Annotated in this window: 29 protein-coding genes; 14 read left to right on the top strand and 15 right to left on the bottom strand. The window is 41.7% G+C overall.

Going from position 1 to position 24,364, the window contains the following annotated elements; all coding sequences use genetic code 11:
* The first annotated feature begins 29 nt into the window (after positions 1 to 29).
* The 3 genes from BI198_RS14315 to gpt all read left to right on the top strand — a co-directional run bounded on the left by BI198_RS14315 (position 30) and on the right by gpt (position 2,549).
* Positions 30 to 1,247 (top strand): phosphopentomutase, encoded by a 1,218-nt coding sequence (locus tag BI198_RS14315; RefSeq protein ID WP_070050165.1) that lies wholly within the window; start codon positions 30 to 32, stop codon positions 1,245 to 1,247.
* 74 nt (positions 1,248 to 1,321) lie between these two features.
* Positions 1,322 to 2,023, top strand: coding sequence for a purine-nucleoside phosphorylase (gene deoD / locus BI198_RS14310; RefSeq protein WP_070050164.1), 702 nt, complete (start codon positions 1,322 to 1,324; stop codon positions 2,021 to 2,023).
* Between the two features lie 52 nt (positions 2,024 to 2,075).
* Positions 2,076 to 2,549: a xanthine phosphoribosyltransferase gene (gpt, locus tag BI198_RS14305; protein WP_070050163.1), complete on the top strand. Its 474-nt coding sequence runs from the start codon at positions 2,076 to 2,078 to the stop codon at positions 2,547 to 2,549.
* Positions 2,550 to 2,608: 59 nt separating this feature from the next.
* Here the strand turns inward: gpt and BI198_RS14300 are convergent, their stop codons facing one another.
* From BI198_RS14300 to queF, 8 genes are all read right to left on the bottom strand, one after another.
* Positions 2,609 to 2,833 (bottom strand): VF530 family protein, encoded by a 225-nt coding sequence (locus tag BI198_RS14300; RefSeq protein WP_070050162.1) that lies wholly within the window; start codon positions 2,831 to 2,833, stop codon positions 2,609 to 2,611.
* An 83-nt stretch (positions 2,834 to 2,916) separates the two neighbouring features.
* Positions 2,917 to 3,924, bottom strand: a complete 1,008-nt coding sequence (locus tag BI198_RS14295; protein WP_070050161.1) for an isocitrate dehydrogenase — start codon at positions 3,922 to 3,924, stop codon at positions 2,917 to 2,919.
* 159 nt (positions 3,925 to 4,083) lie between these two features.
* Complete coding sequence (locus BI198_RS14290) at positions 4,084 to 5,556, bottom strand: hypothetical protein (protein WP_070050160.1); 1,473 nt, start codon at positions 5,554 to 5,556, stop codon at positions 4,084 to 4,086.
* Between the two features lie 6 nt (positions 5,557 to 5,562).
* Positions 5,563 to 6,012 carry a DUF3192 domain-containing protein gene (locus tag BI198_RS14285; RefSeq protein WP_235605350.1) on the bottom strand — a complete coding sequence of 150 codons (450 nt, stop codon included), beginning with the start codon at positions 6,010 to 6,012 and terminating at the stop codon, positions 5,563 to 5,565.
* Positions 5,993 to 6,802: a flap endonuclease Xni gene (gene xni / locus BI198_RS14280; RefSeq protein WP_070050159.1), complete on the bottom strand. Its 810-nt coding sequence runs from the start codon at positions 6,800 to 6,802 to the stop codon at positions 5,993 to 5,995. Before xni ends, BI198_RS14285 begins: the two co-directional genes overlap by 20 nt.
* Entirely contained in the window at positions 6,803 to 8,161 is a 1,359-nt protein-coding gene (gene ppnN, locus BI198_RS14275; protein WP_070050158.1) for a nucleotide 5'-monophosphate nucleosidase PpnN, read from the bottom strand. It lies immediately after the preceding gene.
* Between the two features lie 19 nt (positions 8,162 to 8,180).
* Positions 8,181 to 9,740 (bottom strand): GGDEF domain-containing protein, encoded by a 1,560-nt coding sequence (locus tag BI198_RS14270; protein WP_235605349.1) that lies wholly within the window; start codon positions 9,738 to 9,740, stop codon positions 8,181 to 8,183.
* 72 nt (positions 9,741 to 9,812) lie between these two features.
* Positions 9,813 to 10,655: an NADPH-dependent 7-cyano-7-deazaguanine reductase QueF gene (gene queF, locus BI198_RS14265; protein ID WP_070050156.1), complete on the bottom strand. Its 843-nt coding sequence runs from the start codon at positions 10,653 to 10,655 to the stop codon at positions 9,813 to 9,815.
* Between the two features lie 59 nt (positions 10,656 to 10,714).
* Here queF and syd point away from each other — a divergent pair, with 59 nt between their 5' ends.
* The gene (gene syd / locus BI198_RS14260) at positions 10,715 to 11,281 is read left to right on the top strand and encodes a SecY-interacting protein (RefSeq protein WP_201243513.1); all 567 of its coding nucleotides are present in this window, start codon (positions 10,715 to 10,717) and stop codon (positions 11,279 to 11,281) included.
* Here syd and BI198_RS14255 read toward each other — a convergent pair.
* Both BI198_RS14255 and BI198_RS14250 read right to left on the bottom strand, forming a co-directional pair.
* Positions 11,266 to 12,045 (bottom strand): DUF2310 family Zn-ribbon-containing protein, encoded by a 780-nt coding sequence (locus BI198_RS14255; RefSeq protein ID WP_070050155.1) that lies wholly within the window; start codon positions 12,043 to 12,045, stop codon positions 11,266 to 11,268. The two genes, syd and BI198_RS14255, sit on opposite strands and share 16 nt — an antisense overlap.
* Positions 12,045 to 12,362 (bottom strand): hypothetical protein, encoded by a 318-nt coding sequence (locus BI198_RS14250; RefSeq protein WP_070050154.1) that lies wholly within the window; start codon positions 12,360 to 12,362, stop codon positions 12,045 to 12,047. The genes BI198_RS14255 and BI198_RS14250 overlap by 1 nt, the downstream gene beginning before the upstream one ends.
* A 209-nt stretch (positions 12,363 to 12,571) precedes the next feature.
* Between BI198_RS14250 and BI198_RS14245 the strand changes: the two genes are divergently transcribed.
* Positions 12,572 to 12,949, top strand: coding sequence for a DUF3192 domain-containing protein (locus tag BI198_RS14245; RefSeq protein ID WP_070050153.1), 378 nt, complete (start codon positions 12,572 to 12,574; stop codon positions 12,947 to 12,949).
* Between the two features lie 217 nt (positions 12,950 to 13,166).
* Here BI198_RS14245 and BI198_RS14240 read toward each other — a convergent pair whose 3' ends face one another.
* Positions 13,167 to 13,394 (bottom strand): DUF2789 domain-containing protein, encoded by a 228-nt coding sequence (locus BI198_RS14240; RefSeq protein WP_070050152.1) that lies wholly within the window; start codon positions 13,392 to 13,394, stop codon positions 13,167 to 13,169.
* A 171-nt stretch (positions 13,395 to 13,565) separates the two neighbouring features.
* On the opposite strand from BI198_RS14240, the gene BI198_RS14235 reads away from it, so the two are divergent.
* Entirely contained in the window at positions 13,566 to 14,231 is a 666-nt protein-coding gene (locus BI198_RS14235) for a GNAT family N-acetyltransferase (RefSeq protein ID WP_070050151.1), read from the top strand.
* A gap of 179 nt (positions 14,232 to 14,410) precedes the next feature.
* Here BI198_RS14235 and BI198_RS14230 read toward each other — a convergent pair whose 3' ends face one another.
* A complete protein-coding gene (locus BI198_RS14230) occupies positions 14,411 to 14,707 on the bottom strand; it encodes a DUF3301 domain-containing protein (protein ID WP_070050150.1) in 297 nt (98 codons plus the stop codon).
* Positions 14,708 to 14,828: 121 nt separating this feature from the next.
* Here BI198_RS14230 and BI198_RS14225 point away from each other — a divergent pair, with 121 nt between their 5' ends.
* The 3 genes from BI198_RS14225 to BI198_RS14215 are packed head-to-tail and all read left to right on the top strand — an operon-like array spanning position 14,829 to position 16,440.
* Positions 14,829 to 15,149 (top strand): YqcC family protein, encoded by a 321-nt coding sequence (locus tag BI198_RS14225; protein ID WP_070050149.1) that lies wholly within the window; start codon positions 14,829 to 14,831, stop codon positions 15,147 to 15,149.
* Positions 15,146 to 15,952: a tRNA pseudouridine(65) synthase TruC gene (truC, locus tag BI198_RS14220; protein WP_070050148.1), complete on the top strand. Its 807-nt coding sequence runs from the start codon at positions 15,146 to 15,148 to the stop codon at positions 15,950 to 15,952. The genes BI198_RS14225 and truC overlap by 4 nt, the downstream gene beginning before the upstream one ends.
* 44 nt (positions 15,953 to 15,996) lie before the next feature.
* The gene (locus tag BI198_RS14215; protein ID WP_070050147.1) at positions 15,997 to 16,440 is read left to right on the top strand and encodes a flavodoxin; all 444 of its coding nucleotides are present in this window, start codon (positions 15,997 to 15,999) and stop codon (positions 16,438 to 16,440) included.
* 6 nt (positions 16,441 to 16,446) lie between these two features.
* Here the strand turns inward: BI198_RS14215 and cysZ are convergent, their stop codons facing one another.
* Positions 16,447 to 17,208 (bottom strand): sulfate transporter CysZ, encoded by a 762-nt coding sequence (cysZ, locus tag BI198_RS14210; protein WP_070050146.1) that lies wholly within the window; start codon positions 17,206 to 17,208, stop codon positions 16,447 to 16,449.
* A 262-nt stretch (positions 17,209 to 17,470) separates the two neighbouring features.
* Between cysZ and BI198_RS14205 the strand changes: the two genes are divergently transcribed.
* Positions 17,471 to 17,665 carry a hypothetical protein gene (locus tag BI198_RS14205; protein ID WP_070050145.1) on the top strand — a complete coding sequence of 65 codons (195 nt, stop codon included), beginning with the start codon at positions 17,471 to 17,473 and terminating at the stop codon, positions 17,663 to 17,665.
* A 101-nt stretch (positions 17,666 to 17,766) separates the two neighbouring features.
* Here the strand turns inward: BI198_RS14205 and dapD are convergent, their stop codons facing one another.
* Both dapD and glnD read right to left on the bottom strand, forming a co-directional pair.
* Positions 17,767 to 18,597, bottom strand: coding sequence for a 2,3,4,5-tetrahydropyridine-2,6-dicarboxylate N-succinyltransferase (gene dapD / locus BI198_RS14200; RefSeq protein WP_070050144.1), 831 nt, complete (start codon positions 18,595 to 18,597; stop codon positions 17,767 to 17,769).
* A 6-nt stretch (positions 18,598 to 18,603) separates the two neighbouring features.
* Complete coding sequence (glnD, locus tag BI198_RS14195; protein ID WP_070050143.1) at positions 18,604 to 21,231, bottom strand: bifunctional uridylyltransferase/uridylyl-removing protein GlnD; 2,628 nt, start codon at positions 21,229 to 21,231, stop codon at positions 18,604 to 18,606.
* A gap of 334 nt (positions 21,232 to 21,565) precedes the next feature.
* Between glnD and BI198_RS14190 the strand changes: the two genes are divergently transcribed.
* The 4 genes from BI198_RS14190 to BI198_RS14175 all read left to right on the top strand — a co-directional run bounded on the left by BI198_RS14190 (position 21,566) and on the right by BI198_RS14175 (position 24,265).
* A complete protein-coding gene (locus tag BI198_RS14190) occupies positions 21,566 to 21,877 on the top strand; it encodes a hypothetical protein (protein ID WP_070050142.1) in 312 nt (103 codons plus the stop codon).
* A gap of 176 nt (positions 21,878 to 22,053) precedes the next feature.
* Complete coding sequence (locus BI198_RS14185; RefSeq protein WP_083256636.1) at positions 22,054 to 22,932, top strand: RHS repeat domain-containing protein; 879 nt, start codon at positions 22,054 to 22,056, stop codon at positions 22,930 to 22,932.
* Positions 22,933 to 23,019: 87 nt separating this feature from the next.
* Positions 23,020 to 23,694 (top strand): hypothetical protein, encoded by a 675-nt coding sequence (locus tag BI198_RS14180; protein WP_070050140.1) that lies wholly within the window; start codon positions 23,020 to 23,022, stop codon positions 23,692 to 23,694.
* Position 23,695: 1 nt separating this feature from the next.
* Entirely contained in the window at positions 23,696 to 24,265 is a 570-nt protein-coding gene (locus BI198_RS14175) for a hypothetical protein (protein WP_070050139.1), read from the top strand.
* Positions 24,266 to 24,364 lie beyond the last annotated feature (99 nt).

Here is a 24,364-nt window from a genome sequence, read left to right as displayed (position 1 = left end):
TTAATCAAGACATCGTTGGAGTAACAGATATGACTAAAGCAGTAATACTGGTGCTAGACAGTTTTGGTATTGGCTATTCAGCCGATGCTGAAAAATTTAATGATGTAGGTGCTAACACCTTCGCCAGTATCGCCACTGAGTTTTTTAAACAAAAAGGCCGTCAGTTAGCATTACCGAATTTAACTGCTTTAGGTTTAGTTAATGCCGCGACAGAAGCGAGTTCAGGCCAGCAAGCTAACGTACCAAGTGCTACCGAGCTTAAAGGTGGCTATGGCTATGCTCAAGAGCTTAGCAGTGGTAAAGACACACCAAGTGGTCATTGGGAGATGGCAGGAGTGCCTGTGTTGTTTGAATGGGGTTATTTCCATGATAAAACCAACAGCTTTCCGCCAGAACTGATTAATGAACTGTGCCAACGTACCGGTGTAAGCGGTATTTTGGGTAATTGTCATGCCTCGGGCACTGATATTTTAGTCAAGCTTGGCGATGAGCATATTAAAACCGGTATGCCAATTTGCTATACATCTGCTGACAGTGTGTTTCAAGTGGCGGCGCATGAAGAACATTTTGGTTTACAAAAGTTACTTGATTTTTGTTTAGTTGCTCGCGAATTATTAGATAAGTATAATATTGGCCGCGTAATCGCTCGGCCATTTTTAGGCGATAGTGCGGCAAATTATGCCCGTACGGGTAATCGTCGTGATTTCTCTGTACTGCCACCCGCGCCAACCGTGTTAGATAAACTAACAAAGGCTAATGGCCAAGTGATCAGCATTGGCAAAATAGCCGATATTTATGCCCATCAGGGCATCACTAAAAACATTAAAGCGACCGGCTTAACCGCTTTAGTTGATACCAGTTTAGAACAAATGGCCCAACAGCCGGATAATAGTCTTATATTTACTAACTTGGTTGATTTTGATCAAAACTATGGCCATCGGCGTGATGCCATTGGTTATGGCGAGGCGCTAGAGTATTTTGATACCCGTTTAGCCGAGGTCATGGCCGCTTGTGACGCGGATACCATGCTTATTTTAACCGCTGATCATGGTTGCGATCCTACTTGGCCTGGTACTGAACATACTCGGGAATATATTCCGGTACTGGTGTATCAACCCGGTATGCACGCCGTTAACTTAGGTAAGCGTAATAGCTTTGCTGATATAGGCCAAACCTTAGCTGAATATTTTAACTTAGAACCAATGCAGTATGGTGATTCATTTTTAGCGCAAATTAGTTTTAAATAAGCAACTTGCCAATAAACAGATAGTGAATACCAGAATTAATTAACCAGAACTTGAATAACTAATAAGAGAATTTTATGGCTACTCCGCATATTAATGCCGCTGAAGGCGCTTTTGCTGAAACTGTACTAATGCCCGGTGATCCACTGCGGGCTAAGCATATCGCTGAAACGTTTTTAAGCGATGTGGTTTGCGTTAATACCGTGCGCAATATGTTTGGTTATACCGGCACTTATCAGGGCAAACCAGTCAGTGTATTAGGCTCGGGCATGGGCATTCCATCAATGTCGTTATATGCCACTGAATTAGCAAAGTTTTACGGTGTAAAAAACATTATTCGTATTGGCTCATGCGGTGGTTTACCGTTATCAGTTAAGGTACGAGATGTGGTTATTGGTATGGGTGCAAGTACTGATTCCAATGTTAACCGCAACCGTTTAGGCGGTATGGATTTTGCTGCCATTGCTAGCTATAGCTTATTAGAAAAAGCAGTAGCCGCAGCGCGAGCCAAAGATATCGATGTTAAAGTGGGCAATGTGTTTACGGCCGATTTATTTTATAACCCGGACCCAACCGTGTTTGATAAGTTAGAAAAATATGGTGTGTTAGCCGTAGAAATGGAAGCGGCGGGTTTATACGGTGTGGCTGCCGAATACGGTATTAATGCTTTAGCTATATTTACTGTGAGTGATCATATCCGTACTGGTGAAGCCTTAAGTGCTGAATTGCGTCAAACCAGTTTTAATGAAATGGTCGAAGTGGCGCTTGGCTGTATCTAACTTAGCGATACTACTAATCTAGTTATAGCCGCCTAAACAGACGAGAATTAATATGTCTTTATCTAAAAATAAGCAGTTTTATGTCTCTTGGGAAGCATTTCATCGTGCTACAAAAGAGTTAGCCCATCAGTTATTAGAGGGTGGCTATACCGGAATTTTAGCCGTAAGTCGTGGTGGCTTAGTGCCTGCTGCTATTTTAGCGCGTGAATTAAATATTCGGCTGGTCGATAGTATTTGTGTCGCCAGTTATGAATATAATCAGCAAGGTAGCTTACAGGTTTTAAAACAAGCCAGTATCGAAGATAGTGAAAAGCTATTAGTGGTGGATGACTTAGTTGATACCGGTGAAACGGCAAAAGTATTGCGTAGTTTGTTTCCTAAAGCTTATTTTGTCACTATCTATGCTAAGCCACAGGGTAAACCGTTAGTGGACAAGTATATAACTGATATTGAACAAGATACCTGGATCCAACTGCCATGGGATATGGAATTAGCCTATAGCCAACCGTTAGCAGAAAAAGGCTAACCGTTAGCTACTAAGCTACTGATTTACTAAGCTACTAAGTTAATAACTAACTAAGCTGCTTAACTGCGCAGTTTAGTCACAATATACAGTTGTTCAACTTTGTCTCTAGCCCAAGGCGTGCGGCGCAGAAACTTTAAACTGCTTTTTATAGACGGATCAATTTGAAAGCAGTTTATATCTATTTTTTGCGCTAATACAGGCCAGCCATAATGGTCGACTAAAGCAGTAACGACTTGCTCTAAGGTTACGCCGTGTAGTGGGTTATTTGCTTGGGTTGCTGACATTGTTGCTCCAAAATATTGCTAGACCAAATAAAAAGGCGCATCAGCGCCTTTTTTAGTTTACTACTTTTAACCCGTCTGAACGATTATAAGCGCTCTAACATCGCGGCGGTAAAGTCAGTGGTACCATAATTACCACCTAAGTCACGCGTAGTCCGATCACCCGTTGCAATAACATCAGCTAATGCAGTACGAATTTTCAATGACTTTTCGTGTTCGCCTAAATAATCTAGCATTTGAATCGAGGCTAAGATAACCGAGCTTGGGTTGGCTAAGTTTTTACCGGCAATATCTGGCGCACTGCCGTGTACGGCTTCAAAAATGGCACAGTCAGTACCAATGTTAGCGCCTGGCGCCATACCTAAACCACCAACTAAACCGGCACATAAGTCAGATATAATATCACCAAATAAATTGGTAGTAACAATGACATCAAACTGTTGTGGGTTCATTACCAGCTGCATACAGGTATTATCAACAATCATTTCTTGGCTTTCAATATCAGGATAGCGGCTCGCGACTTCACGCGCCGTTTTTAAGAATAAGCCTGAAGTTGATTTAAGAATATTAGCTTTGTGTACGATAGTCACTTTTTTACGCTTTTCACGACGAGCAGTTTCAAAGGCGAATACCGCTATACGCTCGGCGCCATCGCGCGTAATAACGCTAGATGCTTCTGCGACCATGCCATCTGCAGATACGACTTGGCCATGGCCAGAATACATGCCCTCGGTATTTTCACGAATAGTGATAATATCAATATTCTCATAACGCGCTTTAGTACCTTTAAACGAAATAACTGGCCGTACGTTAGAGTACAGGCTGAATTGTTTACGCAGAGTAACGTTAATCGAGGTAAAACCATCACCTACAGGTGTGGTTAAAGGACCCTTTAAAGTGATTTTATTGCGAGCAATCGCATCTATAGTAGCTTGCGGTAATAGCTCACCGGTTTTTTCTAATGCTGTTAAGCCAGCATCAACATATTCATAAGTAAAGTTACAGCCAACTTTATCTAATACTTGAATTGCGGCTTCAACAATACTCGGGCCAATGCCATCACCTTTGATGACAGTAATTGTCTGATTACTCATGGGGGATCCTTAGCTTTTATATGCAAGAGAGTGCCTCTGATGGGCCTCTGAGAACGGCGCTGAATATAGCATTTTTTGCATGAATGCGCCAGTTAGCTATGGCTTACTCAGCTTAGCTGCGGCTTATAGTGCCTATAAACAAGGTGAATAGCGCTATAACTACAAATCTAGCTGTAGCGGACAATAGCAGTGAGTTTTGCTAGCAATTAGCTGACACAGTTCATCGGCTTGATAGCTAAAGTTTGCTGCAGCCTGTTGCTGTAAGCGTAATAAAAGCTGCTGTAAAGGCGCGCTAGCATTAGCCTGTGCAGATGGAGCTGAAGCCATAGTCGTTTTTGCGCCTTGCCAAGCCGTTAATAAACCTAAACTCAGATAACTCAGCTTCGTTGGTTTACGTTGCAGGTAAGATATCAGTTCTGTCGCCGCATGTTGCCAATCACCTAACTGATAACGATTCAACAGTAACTGGACATGACTTAAGTATTTATCATCAGCCATTAAAGTGGTTAAAGGTAAGTTTAGGTGCGACTGTGCAGGGTTTAAGCGGATTATATTGACTATAGGCTGTAAATAATTATGCGGGCTAAGCCATAAAGGTGCACTTAGACAAAGCGCGATGAGTTGGGCTTTATCTTCAGTGAGTTCGCCGGGTAGCAATAGCAATAATGCGCTAGCAAAACACTGGGTAAACTGTTGCAATAATGTATGGTTGGGTAGGTTGAGATCGGCTAATTGTTGCTGCACTTCGGCACGGGCTAATAATAGCGGCAAAGCATTTATGCCTAGCAATGAAATGGCTAATTTGACTTGGCTTATATGTTGTCGTTGTCGGTTAAGCTGTGACGCGCGTTGCATAACGTGAGTAGCCATGACCGGATGCTGACTGATATAACTTTCTAGCTGCGCGTAGTCATCTAAAGGCAACTGAGCAACCATGGAGTCATTAGATAATAAGCTAATTGTTGTGCTCGCCAGCGCGGACGGCGCGACAGGCTGACTAATGTTCTTTGCTAATACCGTTAATAGCTTTAATTCAAGCTCACAGCCACTATGCATGATAAGTAAGGCCATTTGCTGGCTTAGGCTGTCAAAGGTTACTGCTGAAGCCTCTGTTGTCGTTACTGCTGCTGATTTAGATGCAGTCAGTTGTTCTGCTAACGTTAATAAGTTACTTAACGACAGTTGTCGGCTATAAGCTAAGCGCCTCTGAGTGGCATAACAGTGGCTAAGAATAGCCAAAATATTATGGGGCAAATTTTGCGGCTGGTTTTTGGCACAAGCCAGTGCCGGGTATTTAGTCAGTTTAGCTACCGAGTGGTCAGCTTGAGCTAACACGTCTGCGTGTAGGCTGCTGCAAAAACTGCTACTAAGCAATAAAGAAGTTATTGCAATTGGCCATTGATAATTTAGGCAGCAAATATATAGTATTTCGATTCTTACCAGAGCGGGCGTTAAAGCGGGTTTATACTTTAAAACCGATACCGGTTGCTCAATTAACGCTAAGCGGCTTGCGGTTAATTGCTGACTAAATTGATAAAGCTGTGCTTTGGACTCAGTTGCTTTAAGGCTGGCTAACTGTTGTTGATACAGCTGAGTATAAAGTTGCCATGGCGTAAGCGGATTAGCGGCCATACTGATTTATTGGGTTAAACTGGATTTTATAGCGTTAAATTGGCTGACAGCATCTGTGCCAATAGCAATTAGCTGACGATTTTTTAATAATAGAGCGGTGCATTCATCAGCGGTGGTAATACCGTCCGGATTATTTCTATGGGTACGAAAGTACAACACTTGATAAATATCTGCGTTGGTTTTTATTGCTTCGGTAATATCAGGGCTACCTAATCTTTGCAAAATGTCAGTTTGGCTCAAGCCTGTATGCGGTTTATAGGTGGCGATAATTTTAGCATTAAAGGCTTCGCGATCAGCCCAATTCATTTGCTCGGTATTATCTTGATAAAAAAACACCACGGCCAAGGTTAGCAGTAAGTAGCTGCCCACGCCGACAAGACAAAACAACAGCAGTTTTGCTTTGGTACTGGCAAAATAATGCAGTAGGTTGTATTGACTAGGCCGTGCTGGGTTCAAGACGAAGCTCCTGTAAATTTACGCCAAGTTCGACATCGGTCTTTAAACTTAATATTTGCATAAATATTTGGATGTCGTCTTTATGTTGCAAAATCTTCTCGCTGGTTTTTTTATGGCATTGTTCATGCTTTATAGCTTGGCCCAGGGTGTCGGCTAACGCCAGTAATTCCAGGGCCGTTTTCGGGCCTATGCCTGGTACACCGGGTATATTATTGGTGTTATCGCCCACTAAGCTCCAGTAGCGTACTAATTGCTCCGGTGGCACACCAAACTTTTCTTGTACGGTATCGCTACTATTGAACTGGCGATTAAAATGATCATAAACATGGATCTGTTCTGACATCAGCGGCAAAAAGCCTTTATCGGTAGAAACAATCGTCACTTGTTGTTGGTGCTGGGCCATGCGAGTGGCAATAGAGGCAATAATATCATCTGCTTCATAGTCTTGTTGTTGTAATGAATGAAATCCCAGCTGTTTAGCGACCTGTTGTAAAGCCGGCAGCGCATCGGCCAGCATAGTCGGCATCGGTTTACGGTTGGCTTTGTAATCGGCAAATAACTGCCGCCGCCAATAGCTGTTTTCACCATCAAAAACTAATGCAGCATGGCTTGGTTTAAGCTCATGCTGCAATTTTAACAATGACTGACGAAGCGTTTGCTCGGTATTAGTAATAATTTGCGCTTTAGTGGTGGCGGCAACTTCATTTGCTAACGGTAAATACGGTCTCTCTTGTACCGCGTAGATGCGTCGGATCAAGTTCATCGCATCTATCAATAACAAATGCGCCATTTATTTAATCACTCGATAGCAAGGGGTATAAGTGCTGCCCGGTAATTTCATCCGACCTTGTTCGACAAAAGCTTGCAGCAAGGTATCCATTAGCTGCATTAATTTAGGCTCACCACTAATGATAAAAGGCCCTTGGTCACGAATAGCTTTAATGCCTTCTTCTTTAACGTTGCCAGCAACGACAGCAGAAAATGCTCGGCGTAAATTCGCGGCTAAACTGGCTTTTGGCTGCTCCAAGTGTAAGTCTAACGTGGCTATATTGGCGTGAGTGGGTAAAAATGGTTGTTGAAAATCAGCATCTATTTTTAAGGTCCAATTAAAATGATATGCATCACCCACTTCAAGTCGATAATCACGTACCGCTTTATTCGCAGCTTTTAGTTTTCGCGCCACGGCAATAGGATCGTCAATAATAATATCAAAAAGTGCCAATGCTTCTGAGCCTAAGGTTTGCTCTACAAAACTAGCTAAGTGATTAAAATAAGCTTCACTTTGTTTAGGTCCAGTTAATATAATCGGTAACTGCTGCTGAGCATTATCTGGATGCAGCATAATACCTAATAAATATAACAACTCTTCTGCCGTACCGGCACCACCTGGAAAAATAATAATACCGTGAGCTGTTCGAACAAAAGCTTCTAAGCGTTTTTCGATATCAGGTAGAATAACCAGCTGATTAACAATAGGGTTAGGTGGCTCTGCCGCGATAATACTGGGCTCGGTTATACCTAAATAACGGCCATTACGAATACGCTGTTTATTATGGCCAATAGTGGCACCTTTCATTGGGCCTTTCATAGCTCCTGGGCCACAACCGGTACAAATATCTAAACCCCGTAAACCAAGCTGATAACCGACTTCTTTAGTGTATTTATACTCGATATCACTAATGGAATGGCCGCCCCAACAAACAATTAAATTTGGCTCATTAGTGGCGTCTATCACCCTAGCATTACGCATAATATCAAACACGGCATGCGTAACGTGGCTACTATTGCTTAAGTCGAGCCAGCTTTTTTGGTTTTGTAATCGAGAATGGTAAAATAAGATATCGCGTAGCACAGCAAACAGGTGCTCATGAATACCCTTAATAATATTGCCATCAACAAAGGCATCTGCTGGCGGATTAAATAACTCAATTTTAATGCCGCGTTCACGACTGAGTAAATTAACTCTAAAATCTTGGTATTGCTCATAAATTTCTGTTGAGCTGTCAGTATGGCTACCGACGTTAAGTACCGCTAAGCAACAATTACGAAATAGTTGAAACGTCGCTTGCTCGGTATTTTGCTTTAATTTATCAACTTCTAATTGAGATAATAAATCCATGGAACCTAATGGGTTTAGCTGCACGTGCATGGCTGTTCCTTGTATAAACTTAGTCGGTTACATTTTCTGATGCTAGTTTTAGAACGACTTGATTACGACCAGTATGCTTAGCTTCATATAATGCTTTATCGGCGCGGTCAACGGCACTTCGCTGAGTATCAGTGCTAATAAGTTGAGTAGCGCCGAATGAGATAGTAATGGGCACTTTAACATTTTTAAATTTAAACGGAATATTGGCTATTTTATCCCGCAGGGTATTAAGCGGTTTCTCTAAATCTTTTAGTGCCGTTTTTGGAAATAAAAATATAAACTCTTCACCGCCATAGCGGGCAATAAAGTCGGTTTCACGCAGGGTGTTTTTTAACGCCTTTGCAATCACTTTTAACGTTTTATCGCCGGCGTTATGGCCATAATTATCATTAATACTTTTAAAATGATCAACATCGGCAATCACCACACACAATGGGCTGTTATAGCGCTTAGCCCGCTTTAATTCAAATTGGTAGCGCTCGTCAAAGGCAGCGCGATTAGGTATTTGCGTTAAAGAATCTTGTAAACTGCGAAAGTTTTGTTCAGCAATACGTTGTTTAAAGATAACAGCATCTTGCTCTAACTCATGTAAGCGCTGGGTCATGCCGGTTAGCGTTTGCAGCATATTTTGCCGATGATCCAACTCTAACTGCTGCTGTTGCTCTAGCGATAAAGAAATAGTGGTTAGCTTGTCGGCCACTAACAATTTAAGTTGCTCTAACGAGGTAGCGCTACGGCTACTCTTTGATAAATTGCTAATCTGTAAACTGATTTGTTGATTAAAACTTATTAATTGCGACTGCAGTGCACTAGAGCTAGAAACTGAAGCAATAACAGCCTGTTGCACTGTGGCTAAAGTATCATTTAATTTTAATAAAAAGTGCTCTGACAATTGTCGTTCATTATTAATGCTCTGAATAATGATATTAATGGTTTTAAGGCAAGCTTGTAATAAAGCTTCAATTGATAACTCACCTAATAAGCTGCTACGAATGCCATCAATTTCAATGGCAGACTCTTCGGCAAAAGCCAGTTCACTTAATAAATTGGTTAACTCGTTACTAATTTTTCGGCAAATCTCAGTATAGCGAGTATCGCTTGTCTGGTTTTGATCGATACTGGCTTTAGTTTGTAATGCTGATTGATACAACTCAGATAGCTTGGTTAAATGCGGTAAAAAAGCATGTACCGTAGCAGAAGGTTGTTCAACGCTGACTAATAACGATCGTAAATCACGGCGTAATTGATCGGGTAAACCTTTTTGTAATTGTAAATATTTACCCGCTGTAGCGATACCTTGTTGCGCTTTTTGTAATTCAAGCTGATGTTTAGATTCAAGTTGCTGTAAACAGGTACTGGTTGATTCTATAAAGGGGATTAATTTTTCTAAATCGGTACCGCGATTTAATTCGCTGCGTAGCTTTGCTAGCCTATTATCCAGTTCAACATCAACCCCTTTACAGGCTAAAGACAAACGTGACACAAACTGGGCAAGTATTTTAAATTGCGCTTCGTAAGTGTCTTCTAACAACTTACGTGCTTTTATTGCCTTATCAAGTTGTTGGCGATCGTTGTGCAAAATGATTCCCTAAACCAGCTATTCATTAGCCTAATAAATTGAGTATATCGATTATCGGAATAAAAGCGATAATTACTGCCTGCTTAAGCGTATAGCAGGTGGGCTACGTTGTTCACTACAACGCCAAGGATTAATATCTAAGCCGCCACGACGAGTATAGCGGGCATAAACGGCTAAATACTGCGGCTGGCAACGGCTCCAAATATCAAGAAAGATTCGCTCAACGCATTGCTCATGGAATTCGTTATGATTACGAAAGCTAATTAAATAGCGTAGTAATGATTCGTGATCAATTTGTACACCGCGATAATCTATATAAATACTGGCCCAATCGGGTTGCGAGGTAATTAAACAATTTGATTTTAATAAATGAGAGTGCAGTTTTTCGGCAACAATATCTGCATCTTTCTGGGTATGCAGCAAGCTGGCATCATACTGATATTGATCTATTGCAATGTCTTGATCATCAAGGCAATGCCCAGGGATCCAAGTCGGTTGAAACGTGGTAATTTCATTGACATTATGCAAATTAACCGCAACTGCAGCACCGGCACAAGCCGATAAATCACGTTGTAAGTGTTGATATACTTGGCCTAAATCTGCAAATCGACTTTGATTAAAACTATTTAAATACAGCTTAAACGACTTTGACTCAATTAAGTTAACTGAGTCAAAGGGGACTGTAAAAGTGGCTAGGGCAACCTGAGGTTTGCCTTTATGATTAAGCCATGACAATTCATAACCATGCCAAGTATCATGACCAACAAAAGGTAAGTCCGTGCTGTTTAAACCTATTGCTTTGCGGCCCATACTGCGTGGTACACCCTGCAATAAGCTGGCATCATATTGGTCAATATAGTCAGTGGCTTTACCTAAACTTAAACTGGCCAGTATCTCTGAGGGATCATTACTCATATCTGCTTTTGTCATCACTTACAGGTTAGGGTTACAATGGCTTAAGTTTATCATAAACCATGACGGAAAATCGTGTGACCTTAAGCCACATTTACTCAGATTTTATTCAACAGTCACTGCTGTGGCATCAACAGCAACAACTCACATTAACCACCTGGGTTGATCCTGCGAGTCCATCGCCGTGCCAAGTCGGTGATATTGTCGATGGTAGCGTGCAATGGCAACCGGCTTTACAGCAGCCAACTGCAGACTTTTCTAACGTTGAGCAAGCACTAGAGCTAACTTTGCATCCTGATATTATCACTTTTTATCAACATTATTATGGCGCAGGTTTAGCCGCAGAGCATCAGCGGGGCAAGTTAGCCTTATTAATGGTATGGAATGCCGATGATCTAAATCGGCTGCAACAAAATATTATTGGCCATATTTTAATGAAACGGCGCTTAAAGCAGCCAGAAACAGTGTTTTTTGCAACCACTGAAGATGACGATATCATGTTGAGCATATTAAACAGTACTGGCGAAGTTTATCTAGAGCGAGTAGGCCAAGATGTCAGTGAAAAGCTGGCGGCAAATTTAGCCCAGTTTATTAGCCAAATACAGCCCTGCGCTTATGAGGGGCTTTGACAATCCCACGCAATATTACTGACTAAACGACAGCGCTGACATTGAAAATCAAACAGCTCTGCTACCGGCTCAGTAAGGCGCCAATTACCCTGGCAACTAGGACAGCGTTTGTCAGCTTCGTTAGCACAGTCAGGGCTAGTGCCACTATAAAGGGCGTAGTAAACCGGAACTTGATTAGCCAGCTCTAGTTGCTTGGCTAATTGCCTACCTTGGCGGTTAAGTTGGCTATGTAATTGCTGTAAACTGCGTTCAGCGCTTTTGTTTAGCACTCGGTGTTGTTGCATTTGTATTTCGTCTAAAGCTTGATATTGCAGTTGCCAGCGGATCAGCATTTCAAAATCTGTGGCGGTATTACTTAACTGATACAGCGGTATAGGAGCCAAATGTTCACCACAACGAACGGGCGAGCACGTATCACTAAATCGGCTATACACAATATAACTAGCGGGTGCAGAACAAGGATCGGTATGCTGAGACATCAGATCCATGCCCACTATATTTAGTTGCGGAAAAGCTAATCCGGCTGCACCTAAGTGATTTAATGCGGCAGTAGCTTTGGCACTATGTTGCTTAGGCTGTAATGCATCCTGATGCGGTAGCACCACCCGACAGCTAAAGCTTTCTTGCAACCAAGCGGTAGGAAACTCGCGACCTAACACTTGGCCATTAAAAATTAAGGCTTCTATGTAGTTGCGAATGGCGACTTCTGCTTGATTAAAATCAGTATTAGCAATAACGCTAAACTCTAATTCAGCTACATACATTACGGCTGTTCCAATTTTGTCAGGATCTGATCTAGTTTAGCTTCTATACGCGCTAATCTTGTGGCAATACTTGTAACAATATCATTATCAGCCAGCTCTGAACTGGCTTGCTCAGTAGGGGCGGTGTTTTGCTTTTTGTTTAACGCAGAACCTGAAGCGAAAATTGGGTTTGCCCGCCAATGCTGATAAGCACTAAAAAGCTGAGGCGCGCTAATCTGCCCGGCTAAACGCGCCCTAAATAAGGCTAAGCTGGGTGTTTTCCCTTCTTGCTGCAACTGTGCAGCAACCTGTTGCAGCAATGTTACCGAATCTGTCATTGTTATTGCCTGTTTGACTAACAAGTAGTGAAATTTACCACTGTTAGTAAAATAACAGTAGCGTTTAATTTTTAAGTTATTGTTTTTAAATTAATAAATATTTGGCATAGGCTTTGCTGTCTTTGTAAAGTTACCTTGTTAAAGAACACAAGCGGCATACATTAAGCCCTAAAGGCTGAACAATTAATAATTAAAACAGGATAATCATTATGTTAGCAAAAACTTTTGTTGCAGTAACCTTAGCTGTAACCTTGTCAGGGTGTGTAGTGGCTGTTGGTGGCAAGCATAAATTTGATGATGCAAGTGAAAGTGATAGTAAAAGCAATTGGCAAAAAACTCAGCGTTACAATCAAGAACAAGTTAATAAATTTGAACTAGATATGTCTATTGATACTATTCGCAGCCTAATGGGCGCACCTGATTTTAGTGAGTCGTTTGATCAAAATGGTACCGCAGTACAGGTGTTATTTTATCGCACTCATCATATAAAAAGTGACGGTAAAACAACAAAAGACGAATGTACGCCGGTTATTTTCAAACAAAATAAGTTAGTTGGCTGGGGCGATAAAGCGTATCAATATCTATAAAGCTAGGCGTCATTATCTACTTTTGTAGCAGTTATTAGTTCAGTACAATTATTAATTCAGTATTATTATTAGTTTAATACTATGCTGCGCATGCTATACCTAACAGTGTATGTCATGCGCGACTGTCATTTAGTAAATTAAGCGGCAGCAATTAAGCGCAACTTGCATCAACTAGGCTCGACTATATCTAACTGCTTATATCTAAATATAGAAATGCTTAGCGCAGTTGGATGCTAAGTTCGTCAATAATTTCACACCACTCAGCGTCTTCTTGTAATGAGTTACGTAAAAATTTTGCTTGGCTAGGTTGCCAATACGGCGCATCTTGAATGGCAACATCAGCCGCTAACTTATGATTGGCGATAAAATCTTCTATTGCTTCAGGCTCAGAATCTAAACCTAATTGTGCAAATAAGCTGCTCATACGGTGGATTTCGGTTTGCATGTTAACACTCCAGAATAATGACCAAACAATTGCCATAACTTTAAACAAAGTTTGAGCATAGTTTACGCAAAGTATAAGCATAGTAGAGTTTTATTTATCTTAGCTTAACTTGGCAATATTTAAGCTTACTGCTAAGGTCAATACACTTAAAGTTGCCAATCAAGGACGGTTATGACCTCGGATGTAAACCCGCTAACGCTAGATAATATAAGTGCTGCTATGTTAAGTGCTGCTATGTTAAGTGCTGAAGATGTAAAATCTGCCGGCTCTTTGTTGTATTTATCTTATTATGATGATCCGTTGTTTATGAAAATTTTTCGGGCGCATGAGTCGGATTATGAACTACGTTTGCGTGCCGCCATTCGTGAAGAATTAACTACTTTTTGGCACGCCCAGCAGCCAATGATAGGTTTATTTAATCAGCAGCAATTATTGGGTGTTGCTTGCCTTACAGAGCCTAATACAGATAATGGTGAGCGCTTGTGGCATTGGCGACTTAAAATGTTACTTACCGCAGGTTATGTTTCTACCAAGCAATTATTAGAAAAAGAACAAACCATTCATTCCGCTATGCCGGTAGAGCAATACCATATGTTGGCATTTTTAGCCGTGTCACCTAAGCATCAAGCATTAGGCTTAGGCCATTATTTATTACATGCCGTTAATTCAATCGTGGATAAAAGCCCCGACTCAGCTGGCGTAGGCGTTTTTGTTACCTTGGATAAATATAAATCACTCTTTACCGATAATCATTACCAAAATGTTGAAGAACTCAGCTTTGATAATGTAAGTGGATATTTAATGTTTAGACCAAAACAACCTGCGCTAAGCACTTAAAATTTAACACTAAACACTCAAGTGTACATACGGATCGGTTTACCCACTTTCCGCCCATCCGGGGCTGCAATGGTTAGTTTAGGGTAAAACCGTTCCTCAATAATTCATCTTAGTTAGCCCACACTAAACACTCAACACTCAACACTAAACACTCAGCACTCAGCACTCAACACTATTATCTATACCCGATAAGCCGGTAATTCAAACGCTGCTAAACGCATGCCAGATAAAATTAATTCTGCTTGGTAACGGCTTTCACCATCACCACTAAAATCAACTTGATAACTGGTAAGCCAGCGAATGCTGCCATTGTGCTTACGAATGCTATGGCCATTACGGGCGCAATCTAATAACTGCAGCTCTTGCTGCTGACATAACTGTTTAGCTAATAAATTAGCTCGTTCATCTTGCTTACGCTGTAGCCAAAAACCATAACAAATACCGGTTAACACCAACAATAATATTACTGGACCCATTGCTTTCTCCTGCAATTAAGTCTTGATCATGCTGTTGTTTTGTTGCTTTTACAAGTCTAGCGATGGCGGCGGCTTATGCTAAACTAGCGCTAAACCATCAGGGCGATATAAATAGGCCGTTATGAATAGTCAGATTGAATTGTTATTAGCAGAGCTAGAAATCGAATTGAAACTTATTAATTTATGGAGTGCATCACCGCCAGATGCTACGGCCATGAATAGCACGACACCTTTTTGTTGCGACACTATGCCACTAGAAAATTGGCTGCAATATATTTTTATCCCGCGTATGCAAGCCTTAATCGCTGCCCAAGCGGCCTTACCTAATAAGGTCAGTGTCCACCCAATGGCTGAAGAAGCATTTAAAAGCCAAGGGGCTACTGCGCAACCTTTATTAAGTATTATTAAGCGTATCGACAACAGTTTATCTGGTGTGGCATGAATGACGCTGAGCTAACACCAAGCAGCGAGTCGAATGACATAAAAACGCCATTAACCATCTTGTATCAAGATGAGTATTTAGTGGTGATAGATAAGCCTAGTGGCATGTTAGTGCATCGCTCCTTTTTAGATAAACACGAAACCGTGTTTGCTATGCAAACCTTGCGCGATCAAATTGGCCAGCATGTCTTTCCGGTACATCGCTTAGACCGACCAACATCAGGTGTGTTAGTGTTTGGGTTATCAAGCGACATTGCGCGGATATTATCAGAGCAACAACAGCAGCAGTTATGGCGTAAATATTATTTAGCCGTAGTGCGCGGTTATATGCCCGAAGGTGGCGAGTTAGATTATGCGTTAAAAGAGCAACAAGACAAAATTGCCGATAAATTTAGCCGTGATGACAAAGCACCACAACAAGCCATTACGCGCTATCAGCCCCTACAACAAATTGAATTAGCCATACCCGTAAGCCGGTATCCTGCGGCGCGCTATTCGTTGCTGGCGCTACAACCCTTAACAGGGCGTAAGCATCAGCTGCGTCGGCATTTAGCCCATTTGCGCCATCCAATAGTAGGTGATACCAGTCACGGTGATGGCAAGCATAATAAGTTGTTTTTGCAGCACTTTAATTGTCGAAGGCTAATGTTAATCGCTAAACAGTTACAGATACCGCATCCAGTCAGTGGTGAAACTTTGCTGTTTAGTGCCGGTCTTAACGAGCTTGAACCCTTATTTCAGCAGTTTGGTTGGCCGATAGCGGAGCAATATTATCAGCAGCAGTTTACCGAGCATTTTAGTTAATGTTTTGTAGACAATGTTTTTAAACAGAATTTTATGGAGGCCAAATGGCAAAAATCGCAGTAATAGTCGGCACTGTTTATGGTGGTGCGCAGTATGTAGCAGAACAAGCAATCAGCACCTTGGGTGAGCTTAATTATGATTGCCAGTTATTTGAAGATGCCAGCTTAGATGCAGTATTAGCTTTCGCAGCCGATATTTGGTTAGTGATTAGCTCTACCACAGGAGAAGGCGATATTCCAGATAATGTGTTTCCATTTTATTTACAGCTTAAAGATCAGTTTCCACTATTAACCAATAAGCGCTACGCCGTGATTGCCTTAGGCGATAGCAGTTATGATAATTTTTGTGGTGCCGGCGAGCAATTTAATGAGTTACTGGCAGAGCTGCAAGGGACAGAAATAGCCCCTATGTTGCGTATTGATGCAATTGAAACCTTAGAGCCAGAGCTTTTAGCGCTACCTTGGTTAACCGAGCATTTTAGCCATTAACTTTTCTTAGCAATACTTATCTAATTTTCGATAATGTGATTGGCCCGGTAGTTGCTCTGCCGGGTCATTTTGCAGTGCAAATTTATCCACCCACATTGCCGTTGCCCCACAAATCGCTATTGGCATAACAAACAAATTAAATAGCGGGATCATACAGCCTATAGCAACGGTAATACCAAAACTAAAGCTATCTGGCCAGCGTTGTCTTAACTGATTGCGCATAGTATGAAAGGGAATTTTATGGTTATCAAAAGGGTAGTCACAATACTGAATAGCTAACAACCAACTGGTAAATAAAAACCATAAAATTTGTCCACCTACAGGTAATATAAAAAACAGGATCAAAAATATAATTGCCCGCGGTATGGCATAAATTAGCTTTTGCCATTCCCGGCTTAATAAGCGCGGGATATCTTTAATAAAGGCCGCAGTATCCATGTTGCCAATCGGTTGACCGGTTAAATAGGCTTCAACTTTTTCACTTAATAAGCCATTAAAAGGGGCGGCTATCCAATTTGCAACTAAGGTAAAACTAAACGCTAAGCCAATCACTAGCGACATCACGCCTAATGGAATTAGTAAATATTCTAACCAACTTAGCCAACTAGGTAAGTATTGTTGCACCGCACTAATAAAGCCATTTAGTTGTTGTAACAGCACATAAAACGCCAATGAGAATAAGACTAAATTAATAGATAATGGCACCAATACAAAACGTTTTAATCCTTTAGTATGGATTAAGCTTAGGCCACGGAAAAAGTAGTACATTAGCGCCTCACATTGCCGTAAAAGTATTAATATTGGCTTTGATAACAAGTTAAGTATAAAGCGTAGTATAAAGATCTGGGCTAGAAAAAACTGTGATCGTTAGCCTATTTTTGGTAACAGAATATAATTGGCCGGCATAAATTGCATTTGTTTGCTGTTAGCACTGGCGTTTAGGTCAAAGTTTTATGCTAGAATAGCCGCTGTTTAATTATGCTGAAGCATGTGATATTGCTCAGTAATATTTTAGAGAAAAGGGTGAGATATGGCCATGTTAGTTAGTGCGCTAGTATTTGGCGTAACTGTACTGTTGTTAGTAATGGGGCTGACGTTTTGTGTTTCAGCTGCACTTGTACCTGCACAAGCCGACACAGAGAAACGCTTTGAAAAGCGACTTGAGTACGGTGTAATGGGCGGTGCGGGTATAATTTTATTTATTGTTATGCTGTTTATTAGCTAACCATTTATAGCTAGGGCTAGAGTTGGGGGATTTAACTTATTAGTCTCTGCGGGCGGTTAAAAGCGTAATGCTTAGGTTAACTCGCCCGTTTGCTTTGCCTATTACTCTTGCTCAATAGCGCGCAATAAAGCGTTAACACCTACTTTAGCGCGAGTTTGGGCATCAACCCGTTTAACAATAATAGCGGCATATAAGCTGTGGCTACCATCTTTGCTTGGAATACTGCCCGGCACTACCACTGCACCTGCAGGCACTCGGCCATAACTAATAGTACCGGTTTCTCGATCATAAATTCGGGTACTTTGGCTAATATAAACCCCCATCGACAGTACCGCGCCTTGCTCAACAATAACGCCTTCAACTACTTCTGAACGAGCACCAATAAAGCAATCGTCTTCAATAATGGTAGGGTTAGCTTGAAGTGGCTCTAAAACACCACCGATACCCACGCCGCCAGATAGGTGCACATTCTTACCAATTTGCGCACAGCTGCCAACCGTTGCCCAAGTATCGACCATAGTGCCTTCATCAACATAAGCGCCAATATTGACATAAGACGGCATTAGCACCACGTTTTTACCAATAAAGCTGCCTTGGCGCACGGCAGCAGGTGGTACTACACGCACCGCATCTTGGCGAAACTGCTCGGCACTATAGTTGGCATACTTCATCGGCACTTTGTCATAGAAACGGTTTTCAGCACCGTCCATAACGGTATTGTCATTAATGCGAAAAGATAACAGCACGGCTTTTTTTAACCACTGATGCACCACCCATTCGCCAGTAATTTTTTCCGCTACGCGCAAACTACCGTTATCTAGCAGTTTAATGACGTTAGTTACGGCCTGTTTTACTTCCGCAGTAACCGTATGTGGCGTGATATCGGCACGTTGTTCAAACGCCTGTTCAATTAATTTTTTTAATTCTAACATGGTGGTTTAAAAGCCTTCTGATTGCTGGGAAAGTTGTTCGATTAATGCTGATTTTAACGCTTGTTGCTGCTCGAAACTAAGCGCCTGTTCGTCACTATTAGATAGCATAAAAAAGTCTTCAGCGCGCTCACCTATAGTGGTAATTTTTGCAGCATGAATATTAATATTGCAGCGCTGAAATACTTCACCAATATTGGCCAGTAAGCCTGGGGTATCTAATGCCGCTAATTCCATCATAGTGCGCTTGCTAGTGTTGCCGGGCATAAATGCCACTTTTGGCGGCACATTAAATTGTTGCATTCTTCGTGATAAACGATTTTTTTGCCGCGATAAATCAGGTTTGTCTTGAATATATAACTCTAGTGCCCGCTTAATACTTTGCTGGCGCGATGGCGAATTCACCGGCTTGCCGTTTTGCTCTAAAATAACAAAGGTATCCATAGCAAAGCCATCTTTGTTGGTCATAATTTGGGCATCAAAAATATTAACTTTTTTACTGTCTAACGCTGCGACCATGCGAGCAAACAGTTTTGGCTGATCTTTAGTATAAATAAAAACATGACTACCGCCGCGAATAGGCGTTTTACTTAGTATTACTAACGGTTGCTGTGGGTTTTTATGGCGTAAAATATGTTCACAATGCCAAGCAATTTGGCTGGGACTATAACGAGCAAAATAGTCGGCTTTTATTCTGGCCCATAGCTGTAATACCTCAGCTTCGTTAAATTTTTGTTTTAACAGCATTGGCATAGCACCGGCTTGATTTTCACGAATTAAATCACGTAAATCCATCGGCTTTTCTAAGCCGCGGCGAAACGCTTTTTGGGTCGCGAGAAACAGCTCACGTAATAATGAGTTTTTCCAATCATTCCATAAATTATCATTGGTGGCGCGAATGTCGGCTAAGGTAAAGCAGTATAAATAATTTAAACGCGTTTCATCACGAATTTTTTCGGCAAATTCAGTGACCACTGCTGGATCATATATATCACGACGCTGGGCGGTAATGGACATTAATAAGTGATTTTCAACTAACCAGACAATTAATTTACTATCAAAATCGCTTAGCTGGTGTAGCTTGGCAAATTCTCGCGCATCCATAGCGCCCAGTTCAGAATGGTCACCGCCACGGCCTTTAGCAATATCGTGAAATATGCCGGCTAAATATAATAATTCAGGTTTTTCCATCCGGCGCACAATGTCGCTACAGAGCGGAAATTCATTTTCATGCTCGGTCAGGGTATATTTATACAGATTTTTTAATAAGCGGTGGGTGTGTTCATCCACAGTATAAGCATGAAATAAATCAAATTGCATTTGGCCAACAATATTGCGCCATTGCGGTAAATAAGCGGCCAATACGCCATAACGATGCATTAAGGTAATGGCATTGTCCATGCCGCGCGGATGGCGCACTATGGATAAAAATAACTGCCGGCAGCCTTCATAATCTTGCAAGTCGCCCATTAAGCGACGTCTAACTTGACGGATTAAGCGCATGGTAGCGGAGTGTATGCCGGTAATATTAGAATTATTGGCAATATGCCAAAATAAGCGCAGTAAATTATCTCGACGGGCAAAAATAGCATTATCGCGTGCGGCAATTAAATGCCCTTGCAGCTCAAAGTAATCATCTAATGGCTGTACTTTTACTTTAGCGTCGGGGTTTAAGATACTGCCATCAAAATGCTGCAGTAACATTTCGTTCAGTTCGCTAACCCGCTGCACGGTGCGAAAAAACCGCTTCATCATCCGCTCTACCGAGGCTTTGCCATCAGCACCAAAGCCAAGACGCTGCGCTACAGCGGGTTGGTAATCAAATAAAATCCGGTTCTCGTTGCGGCCAGCTTCTACATGCAGGGCAAAGCGCATTTGCCATAAATAGGCCTCGCACTCCATTAACTCTTGATATTCATCTTCAGTTAGATAGTGATAAGCCACTAGCTCGCGCATAGTGCGGGTTTGAAAGTGGCGCTTAGCCACCCAGCCAATGGTTTGAATATCGCGCAAACCGCCGGGGTTAGCTTTTAAGTTAGGCTCTAAGTTATAGGCAGTGCCATGGTATTGGGCATGGCGTTGTTGTTGCTCATGGCGCTTAGCTTGAAAAAAATCTTGGCTAGTCCAAAAATCATCGGCATACACATCTTGTTGCAGCTGTTCAAATAACGAAGCATTACCGGTGAGTAAGCGCATCTCAAGTAGGTTAGTGGCGATGGTAATGTCGTCTTTACCTAAATTGAGCGTTTCATCCAAGGTTCGTACGCTGTGGCCGACCTCTAAGCGCAAATCCCATAACAGGGCAATAAACTGGCTAATGGCTTCTTGCTGACTGTCGGTGAGGGCGCCTTGGGCTAAAATCAGTAGATCAATGTCCGAGCAAGGATGCAGTTCGCCGCGGCCATAACCGCCAACGGCAATCAGGCTGAGTTGCTTGCCTTTATGCAGCTCTAACTTATGCCACAGCTGCACTAACACACTGTCAATAAAGCTGGCTTTAGCCTTAACGAGGCTAGTCACCGGTTGCGAAGAAAAGCTGCGAACAAGCCAGTCGTGAAAGTCAGTAAAATGCTTCTTATAGCCGCTTAAACTATAATGCTCGGGCAGCGGTTTATTAAAAGTGACTGCCTGATTCATTGTGCTAACCTCGCTGTTTTATAATACCTAGCGTTATTGAGTATGATTATTCGCTGCTAATGAGCCAATTTCATTTAGAATGACTTTAACATCTTTTTTATTTTTCTCATACAATCCAATCTCGTGCGGCTATTGATGAAAAGTAAATATTCTATTGCGGATGCTTGGCTGCTGGACAAAATCAAAAAATTAATAGCGACTCAAAATATATTTCACCGCCCTCATTTACAATATATATATTCTCAGCTATTAATCTTGTGTGAAATATTGATTACTTAAAGTTAGCGAGGGTGTATGAAAAAAAACTTTATTTTTAACATTATTGACAGCCGGTATGTCATTTAGCGTAATGGCAGGTTGTGATGGCCCAGTATGCTCAGGGGAGATTATTTCTTTTGCCGAAGCATTAAAAGTCAGCTCAGATGAAATCATGATTTCGGTGAATGACAGTGTTGACCGCAAAGTTCTGTCATGTGAGTTAATTAGTGACAAATTTATTGCGCTTCCGACTAGTAGCAAAAATGCTGATGCGATGTATTCGTTGCTACTAACAGCCTTTGCAGCAAATGCACAAGTGAATCTTGAATTTAATCCTGCTAGTAAGCAATGTGAAATTGGCTCAATCGAGCTTATTCCTTCTAAATAACAAACTTATACCTACCTCGTCGCGGTCAGCGAAGGAGTGCAATGCTATGCGTTCTGGATTTTGTCGTGCTTTGTTAATCGTTTTATTTTGTTTGAGCTTTGCTAGTCTCGCCGCTGGTTATGAAGTGTTCAGCGACGACTTAGGTAATATATATCTTAAAGCACCCCACAAACTGATTGTTGTGCCACAGCAAGCGCAGTTTTGTCTACACCGCCTTTGATAAACCATCCAAAGTAACTCAAGGGGCGAATTACACAGACTTTGCTTATGGCACTGACCGCCAGCTTTACCGGCGCACCGATGTTAGAAGCGGCCAAGCTACCGATGCGTTTTATATCGAAGGCCTGTACGAGCGAGTAACGCTGCCATCTGGCGTGGTAGAGCATAAGTTTAATGTGGGTAACACCGTTATCACCAAACGCAGCAACGGCGTGCATGACGAGCTGTACCTGCATAAAGACAATCAGGGCTCGACCATTAGTATCACTAATGGCAGTGGCGCAGTATTGCAGCAGTTTATCTACGATCCTTGGGGTAAGCAGTACAGCGTAAGCACCAATAGCTTGTTTACTACTTACAGCAACCCCGGCACCAGTAAAGGCTACACCGGCCACAATATGGTGAATGACTTTGAGGTTATTCACATGGGCGGGCGCACCTACAACCCGCACTTAGGCCGTTTTATGCAAGCCGACCCGTTTATTCAGGCACCGGGTAACCTGCAGAACTACAACCGTTATAGCTATGTGCTAAATAACCCGATGAGTTATACCGACCCGAGTGGGTATAATTTCTTTAAAAGCGCTTATAAGTCATTAAGTAGATTAGATGGTCGTTATTATTCACACAAAAATGTATTTTCGCGCAACCAGTACCTGAATATGGCGCACCAGATAGGCCTTAGTTTTATTCCTGGTTTCGGTATGCTCGCAGGCGCACATTCAACTTTTGACAGCGTATATTTTGGAACTGGGAATTTCCGTGCTGCAATGCGAGCAGGTGCAACGCAGTACGCTTCAAATTTCTCTATTAAATCAATTGGTTCGCACTATTAGGACCAATCAGGTTCCGGGAATATTTATTTTGGTGGGAACTATCTGACTGTAGGGCAGGTAGCGGGCCAAATAGCGGCTCATGCGATAGTGGGCGGAGTAACAGCAAGTTTGCAAGGCGGCAATTTTGGCCATGGTTTCTTTAGTGCAGGTGTAACGAAAGGTGCTGGTGGTGCCTGGTTGCCTGGTGGTGGTGATCTGGGAGCGGGAGATGTCGCTTATGGTACTGTGGTATCTGCAGTTATAGGTGGCACTGCCTCGGTAATTTCTGGAGGTAAGTTTGCCAATGGCGCCCAGACGGCAGCGTTTCAGTATTTGTTTAATCAGATTGGAGACAACTATCCTTTCGGTAAAGAAGCGCAAGATGCATTGAACGATTTAACTCCAGACTATATTAGAGATATGGAGGATGCTGCAGCCCAAATTCGTATAAATTATGTAAAGGGAAAGTATTCTGAGATATTGGCCGCAGAATATTTTGTAGAGACTTATGGAGCGGAGGTAATTATAGGGCAAGTGACTTTATTAGTGGATCAAACTCTAAGATTTCCCGACTTAACTGTACTTTATCCCAACGGCACAATTTCTTTTGTTGAAGTTAAGTCTGGAATGGCTAGGTTAAATGCTCAGCAAGTTCGATTAGACAGAATAATTCAGTCTCAAGGGGCAAATATTATGACTGCACCTTACGGCAGCTTTTTGAGTTCCGGTAGAATAGGCCCAACAGATACTGATTTGGTTAGAGTTATGTTGAGGGGGAATTGATATGCATTTAACAGCTACGACGAAAAAAATCTTAAAAAACCATGGATATGATCAACTTCATTCTTTTGTGGGTGGAAAAGTTTTTTTAAAATTGATTAATGTTAATGAACGGCTGGGTTTTGGTTTTTTTACTATGCCTCAAGGTAAAGTGCAGTGTATCTTTGGATATTTAAATTCTCAGATGATTGAATTGGAACATAAAGTTGAAAATTCAGACGCCAATGATTTTACTGGTTTTGTATTTTCAAAACCGTTCGAAATGTTAGGGGGATTTGAAAGCATAAATGAATTTCTGAACGACATAGATGAGCTTAAAATAGTAAATCAATGCATAACTGCGTTAGAAACTATGTCTACACCAAATTTTTTTGAATCAGAAAATAAATATGAGAAAGCTAGAAGTTTATATTTAGGTTTTATATATAAATTGAGTGACAAGAGCGAAGTCTCGAAAAATGATATTATACGTTGCATGGAGAATGGTACTACTTTGACAAGTCAAATGAGATTCAAATTCAATAATCTCCTTAAATACATAGATAAGATAAGTCAGGGTTCGAAAGGTAGCTAATACTTTAAGAACTCTCAAGGGCAGGGGGCCTATCAAGCTTAAACCGAGTGGGTATTTCTTTAAATGAATGGCGGACAAAGCGTTAGGCAGAAGTGGCGC

This window comes from Rheinheimera salexigens (assembly GCF_001752395.1).
Taxonomy (GTDB): Bacteria; Pseudomonadota; Gammaproteobacteria; order Enterobacterales; family Alteromonadaceae; genus Alishewanella; species Alishewanella salexigens.
The sequence above is the reverse complement of the archived record's forward strand: the minus strand, read 5'-3'. Positions and strand labels throughout refer to the sequence as shown.